17 protein-coding genes are annotated in these 17806 nt (G+C 67.1%); 6 read left to right on the forward strand and 11 right to left on the reverse strand.

The genetic code is table 11. From position 1 onward, the window contains the following. Positions 1 to 2: 2 nt before the first annotated feature. The 4 genes from folP to I2456_RS25930 all read right to left on the reverse strand — a co-directional run bounded on the left by folP (position 3) and on the right by I2456_RS25930 (position 4330). Complete coding sequence (gene folP / locus I2456_RS25915) at positions 3 to 833, reverse strand: dihydropteroate synthase (protein WP_163703894.1); 831 nt, start codon at positions 831 to 833, stop codon at positions 3 to 5. Next, positions 830 to 1438: a GTP cyclohydrolase I FolE gene (folE, locus tag I2456_RS25920; RefSeq protein WP_068023384.1), complete on the reverse strand. Its 609-nt coding sequence runs from the start codon at positions 1436 to 1438 to the stop codon at positions 830 to 832. The genes folP and folE overlap by 4 nt, the downstream gene beginning before the upstream one ends. Positions 1439 to 1452: 14 nt before the next feature. Then, on the reverse strand, positions 1453 to 3684 hold the full coding sequence (gene ftsH, locus I2456_RS25925; protein WP_085074651.1) for an ATP-dependent zinc metalloprotease FtsH: 2232 nt from the start codon (positions 3682 to 3684) through the stop codon (positions 1453 to 1455). A gap of 229 nt (positions 3685 to 3913) precedes the next feature. After that, positions 3914 to 4330, reverse strand: coding sequence for a VOC family protein (locus I2456_RS25930; RefSeq protein ID WP_085074652.1), 417 nt, complete (start codon positions 4328 to 4330; stop codon positions 3914 to 3916). Between the two features lie 61 nt (positions 4331 to 4391). On the opposite strand from I2456_RS25930, the gene I2456_RS25935 reads away from it, so the two are divergent. The 3 genes from I2456_RS25935 to I2456_RS25945 are packed head-to-tail and all read left to right on the forward strand — an operon-like array spanning position 4392 to position 7554. After that, a complete protein-coding gene (locus I2456_RS25935; RefSeq protein WP_139823214.1) occupies positions 4392 to 5357 on the forward strand; it encodes an alpha/beta fold hydrolase in 966 nt (321 codons plus the stop codon). Beyond that, on the forward strand, positions 5357 to 6544 hold the full coding sequence (locus tag I2456_RS25940) for an LLM class flavin-dependent oxidoreductase (protein WP_085074654.1): 1188 nt from the start codon (positions 5357 to 5359) through the stop codon (positions 6542 to 6544). The genes I2456_RS25935 and I2456_RS25940 overlap by 1 nt, the downstream gene beginning before the upstream one ends. Then, positions 6544 to 7554, forward strand: coding sequence for a zinc-binding dehydrogenase (locus I2456_RS25945; protein WP_068023132.1), 1011 nt, complete (start codon positions 6544 to 6546; stop codon positions 7552 to 7554). The genes I2456_RS25940 and I2456_RS25945 overlap by 1 nt, the downstream gene beginning before the upstream one ends. A 29-nt stretch (positions 7555 to 7583) precedes the next feature. Here I2456_RS25945 and I2456_RS25950 read toward each other — a convergent pair whose 3' ends face one another. Both I2456_RS25950 and I2456_RS25955 read right to left on the reverse strand, forming a co-directional pair. Beyond that, positions 7584 to 8822: a PPE family protein gene (locus I2456_RS25950; protein ID WP_085074655.1), complete on the reverse strand. Its 1239-nt coding sequence runs from the start codon at positions 8820 to 8822 to the stop codon at positions 7584 to 7586. A gap of 18 nt (positions 8823 to 8840) precedes the next feature. Beyond that, entirely contained in the window at positions 8841 to 9140 is a 300-nt protein-coding gene (locus I2456_RS25955; protein WP_068023129.1) for a PE family protein, read from the reverse strand. An 836-nt stretch (positions 9141 to 9976) separates the two neighbouring features. On the opposite strand from I2456_RS25955, the gene I2456_RS25960 reads away from it, so the two are divergent. Then, positions 9977 to 10720 (forward strand): SIMPL domain-containing protein, encoded by a 744-nt coding sequence (locus I2456_RS25960; protein ID WP_085074656.1) that lies wholly within the window; start codon positions 9977 to 9979, stop codon positions 10718 to 10720. Between the two features lie 3 nt (positions 10721 to 10723). Here the strand turns inward: I2456_RS25960 and hpt are convergent, their stop codons facing one another. From hpt to dacB, 4 genes are read right to left on the reverse strand one after another with little or no spacing between them, the layout of a single operon-like run. After that, positions 10724 to 11374: a hypoxanthine phosphoribosyltransferase gene (gene hpt / locus I2456_RS25965; protein ID WP_139823215.1), complete on the reverse strand. Its 651-nt coding sequence runs from the start codon at positions 11372 to 11374 to the stop codon at positions 10724 to 10726. Then, entirely contained in the window at positions 11371 to 12342 is a 972-nt protein-coding gene (tilS, locus tag I2456_RS25970; protein ID WP_068023110.1) for a tRNA lysidine(34) synthetase TilS, read from the reverse strand. Before tilS ends, hpt begins: the two co-directional genes overlap by 4 nt. Continuing rightward, positions 12321 to 13364, reverse strand: a complete 1044-nt coding sequence (locus I2456_RS25975) for a zinc-dependent metalloprotease (protein ID WP_116672280.1) — start codon at positions 13362 to 13364, stop codon at positions 12321 to 12323. Before I2456_RS25975 ends, tilS begins: the two co-directional genes overlap by 22 nt. Next, positions 13361 to 14749 (reverse strand): D-alanyl-D-alanine carboxypeptidase/D-alanyl-D-alanine endopeptidase, encoded by a 1389-nt coding sequence (dacB, locus tag I2456_RS25980; protein WP_139823216.1) that lies wholly within the window; start codon positions 14747 to 14749, stop codon positions 13361 to 13363. The genes I2456_RS25975 and dacB overlap by 4 nt, the downstream gene beginning before the upstream one ends. Before the next feature lie 111 nt (positions 14750 to 14860). Between dacB and I2456_RS25985 the strand changes: the two genes are divergently transcribed. Next, positions 14861 to 15349, forward strand: a complete 489-nt coding sequence (locus I2456_RS25985) for an inorganic diphosphatase (RefSeq protein ID WP_068023106.1) — start codon at positions 14861 to 14863, stop codon at positions 15347 to 15349. On the opposite strand, the gene I2456_RS25990 is transcribed toward I2456_RS25985, so the two are convergent. Then, the gene (locus I2456_RS25990) at positions 15330 to 16430 is read right to left on the reverse strand and encodes a DUF475 domain-containing protein (protein ID WP_085074657.1); all 1101 of its coding nucleotides are present in this window, start codon (positions 16428 to 16430) and stop codon (positions 15330 to 15332) included. The genes I2456_RS25985 and I2456_RS25990 overlap by 20 nt on opposite strands. A gap of 51 nt (positions 16431 to 16481) precedes the next feature. Here I2456_RS25990 and I2456_RS25995 point away from each other — a divergent pair, with 51 nt between their 5' ends. Next, positions 16482 to 17795, forward strand: a complete 1314-nt coding sequence (locus I2456_RS25995) for a polysaccharide biosynthesis protein (protein WP_139823217.1) — start codon at positions 16482 to 16484, stop codon at positions 17793 to 17795. Positions 17796 to 17806: the final 11 nt, after the last annotated feature.

Genomic DNA, 17806 nt, shown 5'->3' on the forward strand with positions numbered 1-17806 from the left:
CGCTACGTCGTCTCCGTTCGGTTCCAGGCCGCGACGACCTTCAGCGCGTCGACCGAGGCCCGCACGTCGTGCACCCGCACGCCCCAGGCTCCGTGCAAGGCGGCCAGCGCCGAGATCACCGCCGTCGCCGTCTCGCGACCGTCCGGTGGTCGCGGTGTGCCGTCCGGCCTGGCCAGCAAGGTACCGAGGAACCGTTTACGGGACGCGCCCAGCAACACCGGGACCCCGGTGGCGACCAGTTCGGGCAACGCGTGCAGCAGGGCCCAATTGTGTTGGCCTGTCTTGGCGAAACCCAGACCCGGATCGATGACGAGCTTGGCCGGGTCGACGCCGGCGGCCACCGCGTCGTCGACGCTGTCGAGCAACTCGGCGCGCACGTCGGCCACCACGTCGGTGTAGTCCGGGACCTGGTGCGGCCGGTCCGCCGACACCGGCCGCCAGTGCATCAACACCCACGGCACACCGGCCTCGGCCACCAGCGGCGCCATCGCGGGATCGGCCCGCCCGCCGGATACGTCGTTGACCAGCTGCGCGCCGCTCTCCAATGCCGCTCGCGCGACACCGGCGTGCATGGTGTCGATGCTGACGGTAATCCCTTGCGCCGCAAGCTCCTTGACGACCGGTACGACGCGGGAGGCTTCCAGCTCGGCGTCCACCCGCGTGGCGCCGGGCCGCGTCGACTCTCCCCCGACGTCCACAATGTCTGCGCCTTCGGCGGCCAATGCGAGACCGTGGGCAACGGCGCTGTCCGCATCGAGGTAACGGCCGCCATCGGAAAACGAGTCGTCGGTGACGTTGAGAACCCCCATAACCTGCACGGGCGCCAGGCTCACTTGCGCAGGATGAGGTCCAGCGCTTCGGCTCGAGAAGCGGAATCCCGTTGCAACTGACCGCGCACCGCCGATGTGGTGGTCAAAGCACCCGGCTTACGCACGCCGCGCATCGCCATGCACAGATGCTCGGCTTCGATGATGACGATCACCCCACGCGGTTCCAGCTTTTTCATCAACGCGTCGGCGATCTGGCTGGTCAGCCGTTCCTGGACCTGGGGCCGCTTGGCGTAAAGATCAACCAGCCGAGCGATTTTCGACAGTCCGGTGACCCTGCCGTCGGCGTTGGGAATGTAGCCGACATGGGCCACGCCGTGGAAGGACACCAAGTGGTGTTCGCAGGTGGAGAACATCGGGATGTCTTTGACGATGACCATTTCGTTGTGGTCCTCGTCGAACATCGCGTTAAGGACCGACTCCGGGTCGGTGTAGAGACCGGCGAATATCTCGCGGTAGGCCCGCGCGACGCGAGCCGGGGTGTCGCGCAGCCCATTGCGGTCCGGGTCCTCGCCGATGGCGTAGAGCAATTCGCGGACGGCTGCCTCGGCTCGTGGCTGGTCGAATACCCGCGCCCGTGTCGTTGCGTCGCGAGATTCCACCTGCGTCATGAAGTCTCCGTTCGTCAGCCGTGAGCCGGCGGGTTCCACCGAGTCTTGTCGCGTTGGTCGGATGACTCGTCGTTGTCCGGCCCGGAGTAGCCCGGTGCCGGTTGGGGGCGATTGGGCGATTGGGGCGGCCAGCCGGGCGCATGCCAGCCGGCCGGGGCGCCGTAGTCGGGCTGGGTCGGGCGGTGCGGGCGATCGTTGGCCCCGCGCGCCGAGCCGTTGGGGCCGTGTCCGCCCGGGGTGGCTGTGGCCCCGGCTTCCTCCGCGGCGCGGCTGGCTTGGGCGATGGCCGCCTTGAACGCCGGCTCGGGCAGCGGCTGCGGCCAGGGCTCGCCGCGCTCGATCGCCAGCTCGCCTGGGGTCTTGATCGGCGGCTTGTCCGACGGGATCCGGCCACCGAAGTCGTCGAACATGGTCAGCCGGGGCCGCTTGTCGACGTCGGAGAAGATGCTTTCCAGCTCGGGACGGTGCAGGGTTTCTTTTTCCAGCAGTTCTCCGGCCAGCGTGTCCAGCACGTCGCGGTATTCGGTGAGGATTTCCCACGCCTCGGTGTGCGCGGCCTCGATGAGCTTGCGCACCTCCTCGTCGATCTCGCGGGCGACCTCGTGGGAGTAGTCGGGCTGGGTGCCCATGGTGCGGCCGAGGAACGGATCACCGTGTTCGGTGCCGTATTTGACCGCACCCAGGCGCGAGCTCATGCCGTATTCGGTGACCATGGCGCGGGCGATCTTGGTGGCCTGCTCGATGTCGGAGACGGCGCCGGTGGTCGGCTCGCGGAAGACCAGTTCTTCGGCGGCACGCCCGCCCATGGCGAACACCAGTTGGGCGATCATCTCCGAGCGGGTGCGCAGGCCCTTGTCCTCTTCGGGCACCGCCACCGCGTGGCCGCCGGTGCGTCCGCGGGCCAAGATGGTGACCTTGTAGACGGGGTCGATGTCGGGCATCGCCCAGGCCGCCAGCGTGTGCCCGCCCTCGTGGTAGGCGGTGATCTTCTTTTCCTGCTCGCTGATGATGCGGCCCTTGCGGCGCGGCCCGCCGATCACCCGGTCCACCGCCTCTTCCAGCGCGGGTCCGGTGATGACGGTGCCGTTCTCCCGGGCGGTCAGCAGCGCGGCTTCGTTGATGACGTTGGCCAGGTCGGCCCCGGTCATGCCGACCGTACGTTTGGCCAGCCCGTCCAGGTCGGCGTCGTCGGCGATCGGCTTGCCCTTGGAGTGCACCCGCAGGACGGCGCGGCGACCGGCGAGGTCGGGGTTGGTGACCGGAATCTGCCGGTCGAAGCGGCCGGGCCGCAGCAGCGCCGGGTCGAGGATGTCGGGCCGGTTGGTGGCCGCGATGAGGATGACGCCGGCGCGGTCGCCGAAACCGTCCATCTCGACCAGCAACTGGTTCAGGGTCTGTTCGCGTTCGTCGTGCCCGCCGCCCAGGCCGGCGCCGCGCTGGCGGCCGACCGCGTCGATCTCGTCGACGAAGATGATGCAGGGGCTGTTCTGCTTGGCCTGCTCGAACAGGTCACGCACCCGGGAGGCGCCGACGCCGACGAACATCTCGACGAAGTCGGAGCCGGAGATGGTGAAGAAGGGCACCCCGGCCTCACCGGCCACCGCGCGGGCCAGCAGAGTCTTGCCGGTTCCCGGCGGGCCGTAGAGCAGCACGCCCTTGGGGATCTTGGCACCCAGCGCCTGGTACCGGCTGGGGTTCTGCAGGAAGTCTTTGATCTCGTAGAGCTCTTCGACCGCCTCATCGACGCCGGCGACGTCGGCGAACGTGGTCTTGGGCATGTCCTTGGACAGCTGCTTGGCGCGCGATTTGCCGAACCCGAAGCCCATGCGGGCCCCGCCCTGCACCCGGGAGAACATCACGAACAGGCCGACCAGCAACAGCAGCGGCAACACGTAGACCAGCAGCTCGCCCAGAATGCTGCCTTCGTTGACGACCGTGCTGACCTTCGCGTTCTTGGCGTTGAGCGCGTTGAACAGGTCGACGGCGTAGCCGGAGGGGTATTTGGTGATGACCTTGTCGGAGTTGTCGGTGTCGTTGTTGGCCTTCTTCAAGGTCAACCGCAACTGCTGCTCACGGTCGTCGATCTGCGCGCTCTTGACGTTGTCGCCGTTGATCTGGGCCATCGCCACCGAGGTGTCGACGGGCTTGTAACCGCGGGTGTCGTCGCTGAAGTAGAAGAACGACCAGCCGAGCAGCACCACCACAGCGATCGCCGTCACGGTGCGGATCAAGTTTTTACGGTTCATCAATCATCGGCCGTACCGGCCATGTCCTTCCCGATACACGCAGCTGCAAAAGTCCAGGCTACCGCGCACTGGCGATCGCAAGCTCCGGTATGGCGGAGCGCAGCGGGTCGCCAGATCCTGCCCTACCGATCGCAAGCTCCGGTATGGCGGAGCGCAGCGGGTCGCCAGCATCTCACCTAAGCAACGTGCGGAAGTTCCCAATGTGTCACCGGATCGGCTAACCGGCCGGCTATTCGTAGTACCGAGCCTCGACCACGTTGCCGTCGGGATCGGCGAAGTAGTAGCCCTGCGGCGCCCAGCCCCGTGCCCCGAAGGAGTTGTTCAGCCGGGCGCTGGTGTCCACGCCCTCATCGCGCAACCGCTGGTCGAGGGCGTCGTACTCCTCCTTCGACATGGCCAGGCACACGTGGTTGACCGGATGGCCGGCACTGTTTTCGACCTTTGTCATGGCTTCGGTGAAGCCAGCGCCTTCGGCGGCCATCAAATCGATGATGGAGTCCTCGCTGACTCGCACGCTTGGAAAGGGGGCCTCGCCGGCTCGGTATTCGTCGAAGCGCACCGGGGCAAGCCCGACGACGCGGGTATAGAAGTCCATGGATGCCTGCGGGTTCTTCGTCCACAGCACGACATGATCCAGACGCCTCATGGTGCACAAAACTACTCGCGAGGCCCTTCTCAGTCAGAAGCCCTTGTGCTTTGGTGAGACGGTGCTGCAATCTACCGAACGGTTAGTCGAGACCAACGGCGTCCAACTGCGGGTGATCGAGGCCGGCGACCGCGGGGCACCGGTGGTGATCCTGGCCCACGGCTTTCCCGAACTCGCCTACTCCTGGCGCCACCAGATACCCGTGCTGGCCGAGGCCGGCTATCACGTGCTGGCGCCCGATCAGCGGGGCTACGGCGGCTCGTCGCAGCCCGAGGCGATCGAGGCCTACGACATTCACCAGCTGACCGGTGACTTGGTGGGGCTGCTCGACGATGTGGGCGCCGAGCGCGCGGTATGGGTGGGACACGACTGGGGTGCCGTCGTGGTGTGGAACGCGCCGTTACTCCACCCCGACCGGGTGGCCGGCGTCGCCGCGATGAGTGTGCCGGTGTTGCCGCGGGCGAAGGTGGCGCCGACCCAGGCCTTCCGAAAGGTGTTCGGGGAGAACTTCTTCTACATTCTGTACTTCCAGGAACCGGGTGTGGCCGATGCCGAACTCAACGCGGACCCAGCCCGCGTATTGCGCCGGATGATCGGGAGCTTGCGGTCACCCGATGACCACGAGGCGGCCCTGCGACTGGTGGCGCCCGGCCCCGAGGGTTTCGTCGACCGGTTGCCGGAACCCGAGCGGCTGCCGGACTGGATCAGGCAGGACGAACTCGACTACTACATCAGCGAATTCACCCGCACCGGATTCACCGGCGGCCTGAATTGGTATCGCAATTTCGACCGCAACTGGGAGACCACGGCCCACCTGGACGGAGCCACCATCTCGGTGCCCTCGCTGTTCATCGGCGGCACAGCCGATCCCGTGCTGTCGTTCACCCGCAGCGACCGCGCCGCAGAAGTGATCACGGGCCCGTATCGCGAGGTCATGATCGACGGTGCCGGGCACTGGCTGCAGCAGGAACGACCCGACGAGGTGAACACCACTCTGCTCGAGTTTCTCCAAGGAGTTGACTGGTGATGAGCGCCCCCATGCGGTTCGGCGTTTTCATCACGCCGTTTCACCCGACCGGCCAATCTCCCACCGTCGCACTGGAATACGACATGGAGCGGGTGGTCGCGCTGGACCGCCTCGGCTTTGATGAAGCGTGGTTCGGCGAGCACCACTCCGGCGGATACGAGTTGATCGCCTGTCCGGAAGTGTTCATCGCCGCCGCCGCCGAGCGGACCAAGCACATTCGGTTGGGTACCGGCGTGGTGTCGCTGCCCTACCACCATCCCCTGATGGTGGCCGATCGCTGGGTGCTGCTGGACCATTTGACCCGCGGCCGGGTGATGTTCGGCACCGGCCCCGGCGCGTTGCCATCCGACGCCTACATGATGGGTATCGATCCGATGGAGCAACGGCGGATGATGCAGGAGTCGCTCGAGGCGATTCTCGCGCTGTTTCGCGCGGCACCGGATGAACGCATCAACCGTGACTCCGAGTGGTTCACGCTGCGTGACGCGCAGTTGCACATCCGCCCGTACACCTGGCCTTATCCTGAGATCTCCACGGCCGCAATGATTTCTCCGTCCGGTCCGCGCCTGGCGGGCGCGCTGGGCACGTCGTTGTTGTCGCTGTCGATGTCTGTGCCGGGCGGTTATGCCGCGCTGGAGAACACCTGGGAGGTGGTGTGCGAGCAGGCCGAGAAGGTGGGCCGTGCCGAACCGCAACGCAGCGACTGGCGCGTGTTGAGCATCATGCATCTTGCGGACACCCGCGACCAGGCCATCGAGGATTGCACCTACGGGCTGCTGGATTTCGCCAAGTATTTCGGGGCGGCCGGCTTCGTTCCGCTCGCCAATACCGTCGAAGGGGCGCAGTCGCCGCGCGAGTTCGTCGAAGACTATGCGGCCAAGGGCAACTGCTGCATCGGAACCCCTGACGACGCCATCGCGCATATCGAAGACTTGCTGAACCGGTCGGGCGGCTTCGGAACACTGCTACTGCTGGGCCATGACTGGGCTTCACCACAGGCGACCTTCCACTCCTATGACTTGTTCGCCCGCAAGGTGATTCCGTACTTCAAGGGTCAGCTGGACGCGGCGCGGGCATCACACGAGTGGGCCAAGGGCAAACGCGAAGAACTGATCGGCCGCGCCGGGCAGGCCATCGTCCAAGCGATCACCGAGCATGTCTCCGAGCACGATCGGGAGAGCAGCTGATGCGTGCGTCGGTGCTGCGCCACGGGCGCATGGTGTATCGGGACGACGTGCCGGACCCGGTGCCCGGCCCGGGCCAGGTGCTGGTGGGGGTGCGGGCCTGTGGGATCTGCGGTTCCGACCTGCATTTCGCGGCCCACGGCGCCGAAGTGGTGGGGTTGAGCAACGAGCTGGCACGCGGTCGCGGCATGGACCTGGATTTGGATCGCGACGTGTTCATGGGTCATGAGTTCAGCGCCGAGGTCCTCGAGGCCGGACCGGACACCGACACGCACCCGCCGGGCACTCTGGTCACGTCCCTGCCGGTTCTTCTCACGGAAAGAGGCGTCGAGCCAATCGTCTTCAGCAACAGCACACTAGGCGGGTACGCCGAACGGATGCTGCTATCGGCGCCGTTGCTGCTGCCGATTCCCAACGGCCTGGACTTCAAGCACGCCGCCCTGACTGAGCCCATGGCGGTGGGGTGGCACGCTGTCAACAAGTCCGGCATCGCGCCCACGGAGACGGCGTTGGTGCTCGGCTGTGGTCCGATCGGCATCGCCATCGTCGCCGCGCTCAAGGTGCGCGGTGTCGAAACGATTGTGGCGGCAGACTTTTCGACCAAGCGCCGCGAGCTAGCCGCGGCGATGGGTGCTCATCAGACGATTGATCCCGCGCAGGGGTCACCGTTCGATTCGGTCAAAGCCGCGGTGGTGTTCGAGGCGATCGGGGTGCCCGGCATCATCGACGACGTGATCAAGCGAGCCCGACGTGGCACTCGGCTCGTGGTGGCCGGCGTGTGCATGCAGGCCGACACGGTGCATCCGTTCTTCGCGATTGCCAAAGAGATCAATCTGCAGTTCGTCAACGCCTACGAGCCCGAGGAATTCACCGAGTCGTTGCGATTGATCGCCGAAGGCGAGATCGACGTGGCGCCGCTGATCACCGGCGAGGTAGGCCTGGACGGGGTCGGCGCGGCCTTCGACGACCTCGCCGACCCCGAGCGGCACTGCAAGATTCTCGTTACCCCGTAACCGGTTCCAAGCCCAGCCGGATCCGGTCGTCAGCCCCCGGACGGGGGCTGCGCGACCATGGTGGGCTTGAATCCGTACCGCGGAGCGGCGAAGTTCGCCACGCTGCGGCCGGTGCCGGCACCGGGCGCCATCGGCAACCCCCCGAACGCGCTCGCCGCGGGTTCTGCTGCGGCGGCGCCGGCGGCGCCGTTGACCGCGAGGGTGATGGGGTTGGCCGCCGGGGTGCTCACCCAGCTGGCCGGAACCGACACTGCCCCAACCTTGGACGCGTTGCCCAAGGCTCCCGCAATACCGCCCAACCCACTCCCCAGATTCGGCAACGCGCTGGCGGCGGCGTTCGCGGCGCCCTCGGCGGCCTTGGCGGCACCCTCGGCGGCCTTGGCGGCCGGGAAGAAGTTACGGGTCAGGCCATCGATGTCCCTGAAGGTTGTGACAAAGAGCCGTACGGGCGAGATCATTCTGGTGAAGCCGTTGATAGCAGAACCGCTATCCAAAGTACTGGATCCGGTCAAGGCCGCCAGCACGTCGCCGAACATTCCACCCACGACAATTCCATCGCCGTTGGAGTTCCAGGCGCTTCCGGTCAGACCGAGCGCTGCCTGAGGGTTCGTGAGCCCCGGCGGCGCATTCGTCAGCCCGGCCATCTGACTCAGCGCTTTCGGTATCTCGTGCAGTCCCTGCCCCGCAAGTGCCGAATTGAGCGCGTTCACTTGGTTGTTCAAAGAGGTGCCGATGCCAGTGAGCACGTTGGCTATGCCCTGCGGGCTGAACGGAGGCAACTCCGCCGCGGCCGCCGATGCACCTGAGTAACTGTACATCGTAGCGGCGTCCTGTGCCCACATCTCGGCATACTGCGCCTCCGTCGCCGCGATTGCCGCGGTGTTCTGGCCGAGGAAGTTCGTCGCCAACAGCGTCATCAACAACGCCCGGTTGGCCGCAACCTCCGCCGGTGGCACGGTGCCCAGAAAGGCCGCCTCGTAAGCACTCGCCGCCGCCGTAGCCTGTGATGCCGCGTCCTGAGCCTGCCCGGCTGCCGAGCTGAGCCAGGCGATCTCGGGTGCGACCGCTTCGGCCATCGTCATCGACGACGCCCCCAGCCATGGTCCGTCGGTCAGGCCAGTGATCACTGTCGTCCAGGCTGCGGCGTTGCTGGCCAGTTCGGCCGCTAGGGCTTCCCAGGCCGCAGCCGCAGCGAGCATCGGCCCCGAGCCTGGTCCCGCATACATCAGCGCGGAGTTGATCTCCGGCGGCAATGCTGCAAAATCCATTTCTCGCGTCTCTTTCGGCTAGGCGAGTGCGCTGTTGTTCACGGCCTCAGAGGCCGCATACCAACTGGCGTTGAGACCCAGCGTGGTGGCCATTCGCTCGCGCGCTGCGGCGGCCTTGGCGCTGATCTCCTGATAGAGCTTCGCGTGGGCGGCGAACTGCGCGGCGGTCAGAAACGACACGAAGTCAGAAGCGGCCGGCACCACCGAGGTCGTCGGGCCGGCGGCGGCCGCGTTTCCCCCGTGCATGGCCGCGTTGATGGACTGCAACTCTGCGGACGCCCCCAACAAGGCGTCGGGTTCTGCGAAAACTAGAGACACGACTGTTTCCTCCCTCAAACCGTTTTCGTTTCAACGACATTCGGCGACAGCTGACGGCGTCGTCACTCGCCCCCGAAGCGGATCAATCGCCACATTAAGCCAGCCGTGCGGCCCTATTACAGGGTCCATACGGCCTGTTCACTGGCGAGTAAATAACTATTCATTTGCTGAGTGATATTTGCTACATCTGCGATGCTTTTATATGAGTCATATATGTTTCAAATATGTTTTGAGTTTTATATGACTTGATAGGTTTCACGCGTGTCTGCCGCTAAAATTTGCGGCCCACGTGTCTTCACTTGCTGACTATCCCGGCGTGACCCGGTCGGGCGGGAGAGCATATGACGGCGGAGTAAGCAGCGGAAGGCGCTCCAGGGCAGTGATTTTCGCGCCGGGTTTCGGCCTTACCAGGCCGGGCATCACAACGTCGGTCCGCCCCGATGAAACCCAATTCCATTGCGCCGGAATCACCTCCGTTCACACCCGACCACCGGGCTGTCCCAGTACCCGCTGACATCCTGCGATTACCAGCCGAAACGGGCATTCCGCGACTGGTCGGCACACGTCCGCGACACCGTCGCCGCCGCCGTCCCGGCCTGGTGGTCAAGCACAAAAGTCGCCGCTCCCGCACCGGTGTTGAATCGGTGAACTCGACCTGCGCGGAATTGGCGTAACCCGGCCCCGCGGCGGCGAGCGACCATTTGCTGGATTCCACGCGGGGCCATTGTCTTCTGCCGAACTGAGCCGCTACTTGGCCAGAAGGTTAACAACCGGCGTCGCCACGACAACGCTCGTCGGGGCCGTGACGTCCCGAAAAGACGACTAGGGTGCCAGCCATGCCGATTGCAAGCAGCGCACCCGGTTTCGTCCCCAGGCCGGCCATCCTCGCCATAGCCGGCGTCAGCATCGCATTGCTGTCTGCATGCGACTCACATTCCGCAGCCTCGCCGGGGCCGAATCCGCGCCAGGTGACCGTCTTCGGCTCTGGACAGGTCCAGGGTGTCCCGGACACTTTGACCGCCGACGTCGGCATCGAGTCCACAGCGGGCGATGCCACCAGCGCGATGAACCAAACCAACGACCGTCAACAAGCGGTGATCAACGCGCTGGTTGGTGCCGGCCTGGAGCGCAAAGACATCCGCACCACACAGGTCACGCTCCAGCCGCAGTACAACACCCCGGGGCCCACCGGTGCCGCCACCATCACCGGCTACCGCGCCAACAACGCCATCGAGGTGAAGATCCACCCCACTGACGCCGCGTCCCGGCTGCTGGGCCTGATCGTCAGCACCGGCGGCGACGCCACCCGGATCGCCTCGGTGCATTACTCCATCGTCGATGACTCACAACTGGTCAAGGACGCGCGCGCCCGCGCGTTCGAGGACGCCAAGAACCGGGCTCAGCAATACGCTCAGCTGTCCGGGCTCGGCCTGGGCAAGGTGCTCAGTATTTCTGAGGCGGCCGGCGCCACTCCCGCGACGGGCCCGCCGGAGCAGGCGCCGCGCGCCTCGGCGGTGCCGCTGGAGCCCGGCCAGCAGACGGTGAGCTTCTCGGTCACCGCGGTATGGGAGCTCAAGTAGCGCTTACTGGTAGACCCGCGGGTCCAGCGTCCCGATATAGGACAGGTCGCGGTAGCGCTCGTCGTAGTCCAGGCCGTAGCCGACCACGAAGTCGTTGGGAATGTCGAAGCCGACGTAGGCGATGTCGACGTTGGCGCCCACCGCGTCGGGCTTACGCAGCAGCGTGCACACCCGCAACGAACGCGGATGCCGGCTGGTCAGGTTGCGCAGTAGCCAGGACAGCGTCAAGCCGGAGTCGACGACGTCTTCGACGATCAGCACGTCGCGGCCGTTGATGTCGCGGTCGAGGTCCTTGAGAATGCGGACCACGCCCGACGACGATGTCGAGGAGCCGTAAGAGCTCACCGCCATGAACTCGAACTGGGTCGGCAGCGGGATGGCGCGCGCGAGATCGGTGACGAACAGCACCGCGCCCTTGAGCACGGTGATCAACAACAGATCCTGGCCGGTCGTGGCGGCCAGGTCCCCGTAGTCGACGGCGATCTGCCGGCCGAGTTCGGCGATGCGAGCCTGGATTTGCTCGGAAGTCAGCAGCACCGACTTGATGTCGCCCGGATACAGCTCGGGTGTCTGCCCTGGGGTGATCGCCGAGGCGCCGTGGGTCACGTCCACAGATTGCCACGCCGCGGCAAAATCAACCAACGTGGGCGTCAGATTGGTTCCGGGCCCAAGGTGAGAACACCGTCGCGGCGGCCGGCCACCAAGCGCTGACCTCGCAGCGTGGACCCCACCGCAACCCCACCCTGCCCACGCCAGGCGGTGACCAGTGCGTCCACCGCACGAATCTGCTTATCCGTCAACCCAATCGCCCCACCGGCCAGCAGCCACCCGCGGATCACCCGGCGGCGCACCGCAGCGGGCAGGGCAGTCAAGGCCCCCGCGTCCAAGCCCGGACCGGCCGCCGACTCTGTGCTGAGACCCGGCAGCGCCTGAGCGGCCATCGCGTCGATCAGCTCGGTGTCCTCGCGCAACGCGGTTGCGGTACGGGCCAGCGCCTCGGCGACGCCACCGCCCAGCACATCCTCCAGCAACGGCAGCACCTCGGTGCGCAGCCGGGTACGCGTGAAGCGACGGTCGGCGTTGTGCGGATCCTGCCAAGCGGCCAGACCCAGCTCAGCGCAGGCGGCGTGGGTCACGCTGCGCCGGACACCCAACAACGGCCGACACCACGGCGGGTCGTAGGGACGCATGCCCGCGATGGACCGGGGCCCCGAACCCCGGCCCAGACCCAGCAGCACCGTCTCGGCCTGGTCGTCGAGCGTGTGCGCCAGCAGCACCGGCCCGTCGCGAGCGGCGTCCAGGACGGCGTAGCGAGCGGTACGTGCCGCCGCCTCCGGACCGCCTTCGGCGCCCACCTGCACGCGCAGCACGTGCGCCGCCACGCATCCCAACGACAGTGCGTGATTGCGTGCGGTTTCGGCCACCGCGCCGGAGTCCGGTTGCAGGCCGTGGTCCACGATCAACGCGGTCGTCGGGCGCAACTGGGCGGCCACAGCGGTGAGCGCCAGCGAGTCGGGACCGCCGGACAGTCCGACACACCACCGCTCGCCGGGGTCCAGATATGCCTGGGCGAACGCCTGCGCAGCCGTGCGTAGCTGCGCTAGAGCACCCGGTCGATCCATCGTTGCGGATGCTGGATCTCGGCAGGCCGGGGCAGCGTCTCGGGGCTGGTCCAGACCGTGTTGAAGCGTTTCATGCCCACCCGGTCCACCACCTGGTCCACGAACACCTTGCCGCGGGTGTACTGGCTGAGTTTGGCTTCCAACCCCAACAGCGCCCGCAACAGCCGCTGTAGCGGCGGTTGCTTGCGCTGGCGACGTTCGTCGAAGCGGCGACGGATGGTGGCGACCGACGGCACCACCACCGGACCGACCGCGTCCATGACGTGCTCGGCGTGGCCTTCCAGCAGCGTGCCGAGCGCCAACAGCCGATCCAGTGCGTCGCGCTGAGGTTCGGATTGCACGGCGCGCATCAGCCCGAGAATGCCGCCCGGGGTGTCGTCGTCGGGTCCGTCGCCGCGGCTGCGGACGAATTGGGCGAGCCGGCTGGCCACCTCTCGGATGTCGTCGGCCGGTTCCTGGGTCAACAACCCCAACGCCTGCGACATGTAACCGGCCAACCATGGGTTGGCGGTGAACTGCACCCGGTGGGTGACCTCGTGCAGGCAGACCCACAACCGGAAGTCCGACGGCTCCACCTTCAATTGCCGTTCGACGGCGATGACGTTGGGATACACCAGCAGCAGGGTGCCGTCATCGCCGGTGAACGGGTCGTACTGGCCCAGGATGCCCGAGGCCACGAACGCCAGCACCGCACCGGTCTGGGCGCCGGTGATGCGGCCGGTGACCCGCCCGCGCGGCTTGTCGGTTCCGTTGGTCATGGTGCGCATCGACTCGGCGGCGGCGCGGACCCACTGCTGCCGATTCACCACGCGCGCCGGCGGCACGTCACCGTCGGTGACCAGCCCGGTCACGTCGCGCACCGGGGGCTCGGCGGCAGCGGCGGCGCTGGCCAGCTCCTCGATCACCTGCCGCCGGGTGTATTCACTGGACGGCGGCGCCGGACGCGCCAGTTTCTCGCCGACGGTGGCGGCGAACCGCCAGTCGACGGCATTGCCCAGCGTCACATCGGTCGACCGGTTCACGCCGCGCACCCGCAGAACCAGAGCTTGGTGGCCAGGGCGTCCATCGCGTTGCGCCCGTTGGGGCCGGCGTCGTTGCTGATGAAGGCGAAGGTGAGCACCCGTCCGCTGCTGTCGGTGAGCACCCCGACCAGTGAGTTGATCGCGGTCAACGAGCCGGTTTTGGCGCGCAACCAGCCGGCGGGTCCCTGGGTGGTGGCCCGGTCCAGGAAGCGTTCGGCCAAGGTGCCGCTGCCGCCGGCGATCGGCAGCAGGTCCAGCAAGGCCCGCAGCGCGGGCTGGTCGGGTCCCGCCGCGGCCTGGACCGTGCCGTCGAGCGTTCGCGCGGTCAACCGGTCGTTGATCGACAAGCCGCTGGAATCGACCAGCGCCGCGCCGACGGTATCGACGTGGGCGGTGTTCAACCGGCTGGTGACGGCGTCCACGGCGCCGGTGAAGCTCTGCGGCCGGTTGATGGCGGCCGCCACCTCGCGTGCGATGCATTCGGCCAGCACGTTGTCCGAGGCGTTCATCATCTGAATCAGCCGCTGGATCAGCGGCGGCGACTGCACCACCGCGAGCTGGCGCGCGCCGGGCGGCGCCTTGGCGAGGCTTACCGCGTTCGGGTCCAGCCCGAGGGCCTTGGCCAGCTCCCGTCCGGCGTCCAATCCCGGAGCGCGAGTGCGGCGTGAGTTGACGGTGGTGGGCTGGATGCGTCCGGCGTCGATCATGGCCGCCTCGATCGGGGCGATGTCACCGTTGTCCACGTCGGCCGGATCCCAGCCCGGCGCCATGGTGGGGCCGCTGAACGCGGAGATGTCCACCTGGACGGCGGTGGGCGTGACGCCGCTGCGCTGGATCTGCTCGACCAGGTCGCTGATCCGGGCCGCGCCGTGATACCAGGTCTCCACGCCGGGCGGGGCCGCGGACAGCGTGGGGTCACCGGCACCCAGCAGCACCACGGGCGCCTGGGCGCCCTGGCCGCCGGCCACCACTTTGGTGCTGATCCGGGCCTGCCGGTCCAGGGTCAACAGGGCGGCCGCCGCGGTCAGTACCTTGTTGGTCGACGCGGGCACCAGCGGCACGTCATCGAGCTGACGCCAGAGTTCTTGTCCGGTCATGGCGTCGGTGATGCGCCCGCCCAGGCGGCCCAGGTTCGGGTCGGCCGCGGCCGCGGCCAGCGCTGCGCTCACGCCACCGGGGCTGGGGGCGGTGGCGGTTTCGGCGACCGGAATCACCCCGGGCTTCACCGTGGGCGGGCGCGGCGGCGGTACCGGCGAACGCGCGCCGCCGGTCCCGTGCCCTCCGCTGGTGAAGAACACGGCGGCGGCGACGACGGCAGCAACGAACGCCAGGACAACCAGCCCCACCAGCACATGGGTGGTTCTCCGCCACCGTTTGGGACCCATGACTCTCCTGTCTTTGCGGTCCATTCTGCCCAACCAGCCGCCGAGCGACGTCAGGACACCGCTCGACTAGGGTGGACGCGCCACGCATGCGTATACAAAGGAGCCGACGCGGTGCAATTCGACGTTGTCATCGAAATTCCCAGGGGCCAGCGCAACAAGTACGAGGTCGACCACGACACCGGGCGGGTCAAGCTGGATCGCTACCTCTACACCCCGATGGCGTACCCGACCGACTACGGCTTCATCGAGAACACCCTCGGCGAAGACGGCGACCCGCTGGACGCGCTGGTGCTGCTGCCCGAGCCGCTGTTCCCCGGTGTGCTGGTCGAGGTGCGACCGGTGGGCATGTTCAAGATGGTCGACGAAGCAGGCGGCGACGACAAGGTGTTGTGCGTGCCGGCCGGCGACCACCGCTGGGAGCACATCCAGGACATCGGGGATGTGCCGGAGTTCGAGCTAGACGCGATCAAGCACTTCTTCGTCCACTACAAGGACCTGGAGCCGGGCAAGTTCGTCAAGGCCGCCGACTGGGTTGGCCGTGAAGAGGCCGAAGCCGAGGTGCAGCGTTCGCTGGAAAGGTTCAAGAAGAACGGTCACTGACCGATTCGCGTTCGGCAACACGACGATTGCGCCACACGCTGTTGCCGAACGCCGCCGCGATCAACACCACGCCCACCGACGCGGTGATCCACTCCGGGATGTGGAAGCGGTGGTCGATGGACATCAGCATGATCACGCCCAGTGCCCCGATGGCCCAGTGCGCCCCGTGTTCGAGGTAGACATACCGGTCCAGGGTCTCCTGACGAACCAGGTAGACGGTGATCGAGCGGACGAACATCGCGCCGATCAGCCCCAGGCCCAACGCGATGATGATCGGGTCGGTGGTGATGGCGAAGGCGCCGGTGACCCCGTCGAAGGAGAACGCGGCGTCAAGCACCTCGAGATACAGGAAAAGCGTCAAACCTGCCTTGCCAGAAGCTTTTTCGCCGCCACTGTCGGACGCGTCGTCGATATCGGCCGGCCGGAACGCCCTGCTCAGCCCGTTGACCACCAGATAAGTGACCAGACCCAACAGCCCAGCGGTCAACACCGTCGCACGGCCCTGGTCCGAATGCGTCAACTGGGTGCCGATCAACACCAGCGCCGCACCGGCCACGATCACCGGCAGCTGACCGAGCCGGCCGATGCGAGCGAACGGCACCTCGAGCCACTTGAGCCATTTGATGTCTCGATCGTGGAAGACGAAATCCAGAAACAGCATCAGCAGGAACATCCCGCCGAACGCCGCGATCTGGGGATGGGCCGCGGTGATCAGCTTCTCGTAGCTCGGTGAGCCGTCGGGAAATTCCAGCGCACCCCCCGGCGGCGGGTTGAGCGCCAACTCCATCGCCCGAACCGGGTCGAGTCCGGCGCTGGCCCACACGATCAACAACGGAAAAACCAGCCGCATCCCGAATACCGCGATGAGAATGCCGATGGTCAGGAACATGCGCTGCCAGAACGGGCTCATCCGCTGCAAGATCGCGGCGTTGATGATGGCGTTGTCGAACGACAGCGACACCTCGAGCACCGCCAGTACCACCAGCAGCAACAGTGCCTTGAGGCCGCCATGCCAATACCCGACGGCCAACGCGACCACGGTCACCAGCAGCGAAAAGCCGAAAATGCGGAGGGTGGTCATGGGTCCTTTCCCGACAGCCGCCCAGAATAGCGAAGGCCCGCGGCGCTTAGTATTCGGACGGTGACGGAAGTCGGCGGCAGCGCGTCCCCGTTCGGATCGCCTGTCGAAGGTCCGACGGGCGTCTCGGGGGGGCTCGCTCGGGGCAGCGTGGTGCGGGTGGGCGCCGCTACCGGTCTGACCGCGCTGTGCGGCTACGCGGTGATCTACCTGGCCGCCCGCGATCTGGCACCCGCCGGGTTCTCCGTCTTCGGCGTGTTCTGGGGAGCGTTCGGGCTGGTGACCGGGGCGGCCAATGGGCTGCTGCAAGAGACCACCCGCGAAGTCCGCTCGATGCGCTACGTCAGCGACCTGGCGGCGTTGCCCGGCGGTGGCCGCACCCATCCCCTGCGCATCGCCGGGATGGTCGGCGTCGGTGCCGCCGTCGCAATCGCGGGCAGTTCGGTGCTGTGGGGCGGGCGGGTGTTCGTGGAGAACCGGTGGCTGTCGGTGGCGCTGCTGAGCGTGGGGCTGGCCGGGTTCTGCCTGCACGCCACCTTGTTGGGCATGCTGGCCGGCACCAACCGGTGGTCCCAGTACGGCGCACTGATGGTCACCGACGCCGTCATCCGCGTCACGATCGCCGCGGCGACGTTCCTGCTTGGCTGGGGTCTGGTGGGGTTTCTGTGGGCGACGGTAGGCGGCGCGGTGGCCTGGCTGATCATGCTGGCCGCCTCACCCAGCACCCGCGCCGCGGCGCATCTGATGACGCCCGGCAACACGGTGACGTTTCTGCGCGGCGCCGCCCACTCGATCACCGCCGCGGGCGCCAGCGCGATCCTGGTGATGGGTTTTCCGGTGCTGCTGAAGGTGACCTCTGACGCGTTGGGGTCGCAGGGCGGCGTCGTCATTCTGGCGGTCACGCTGACCCGCGCGCCGCTGCTAGTGCCGCTGACCGCCATGCAGGGCAACCTGATCGCCCACTTCGTCGACGAGCGCAGCCACCGACTGCGGGCGCTGATCAGGCCGGCGACGCTCGTCGTCGGCGTCGGCGCACTCGGTGTGCTGTTGGCCGCAGTGCTGGGCCCCTGGCTGTTGCGGGAGTTCTTCGGTGCCGACTACCAGGCCAGCAGCGCACTACTGGCCTGGCTGACGGCCGCGGCGGTGGCCATCGCCATGCTGACGCTCACCGGAGCGGCCACCGTGGCCGCGGCGTTGCATCGGGCGTATTCGTTGGGCTGGGTCGGGGCGACGGTGGCCGCCGGATTGTTGCTACTACTGCCACTGGAACTACAAACCCGCACCGTGGTGGCCCTGTTGTGCGGTCCGTTGGTGGGAATCGGCGTGCATCTGGCGGCGCTGTCCCGCGTCGGCCGGTCAAGCACCTGAATAGGCGGGCG

Origin of the sequence: Mycobacterium kubicae (genome assembly GCF_015689175.1) — a bacterium.
GTDB classification, from domain to species: domain Bacteria; phylum Actinomycetota; class Actinomycetes; order Mycobacteriales; family Mycobacteriaceae; genus Mycobacterium; species Mycobacterium kubicae.

What these genes read in the sequence shown, in the direction of transcription:
- folE (WP_068023384.1), bottom strand. Translation starts at nt 1,438, where the DNA reads ATGACGCAGGTGGAATCTCGCGACGCAACGACACGGGCGCGGGTATTC.
- ftsH (WP_085074651.1), bottom strand. Translation starts at nt 3,684, where the DNA reads ATGAACCGTAAAAACTTGATCCGCACCGTGACGGCGATCGCTGTGGTG.
- I2456_RS25930 (WP_085074652.1), bottom strand. Translation starts at nt 4,330, where the DNA reads ATGAGGCGTCTGGATCATGTCGTGCTGTGGACGAAGAACCCGCAGGCA.
- I2456_RS25940 (WP_085074654.1), top strand. Translation starts at nt 5,357, where the DNA reads ATGAGCGCCCCCATGCGGTTCGGCGTTTTCATCACGCCGTTTCACCCG.
- I2456_RS25945 (WP_068023132.1), top strand. Translation starts at nt 6,544, where the DNA reads ATGCGTGCGTCGGTGCTGCGCCACGGGCGCATGGTGTATCGGGACGAC.
- I2456_RS25950 (WP_085074655.1), bottom strand. Translation starts at nt 8,822, where the DNA reads ATGGATTTTGCAGCATTGCCGCCGGAGATCAACTCCGCGCTGATGTAT.
- I2456_RS25960 (WP_085074656.1), top strand. Translation starts at nt 9,977, where the DNA reads ATGCCGATTGCAAGCAGCGCACCCGGTTTCGTCCCCAGGCCGGCCATC.
- tilS (WP_068023110.1), bottom strand. Translation starts at nt 12,342, where the DNA reads ATGGATCGACCGGGTGCTCTAGCGCAGCTACGCACGGCTGCGCAGGCG.
- dacB (WP_139823216.1), bottom strand. Translation starts at nt 14,749, where the DNA reads ATGGGTCCCAAACGGTGGCGGAGAACCACCCATGTGCTGGTGGGGCTG.
- I2456_RS25990 (WP_085074657.1), bottom strand. Translation starts at nt 16,430, where the DNA reads ATGACCACCCTCCGCATTTTCGGCTTTTCGCTGCTGGTGACCGTGGTC.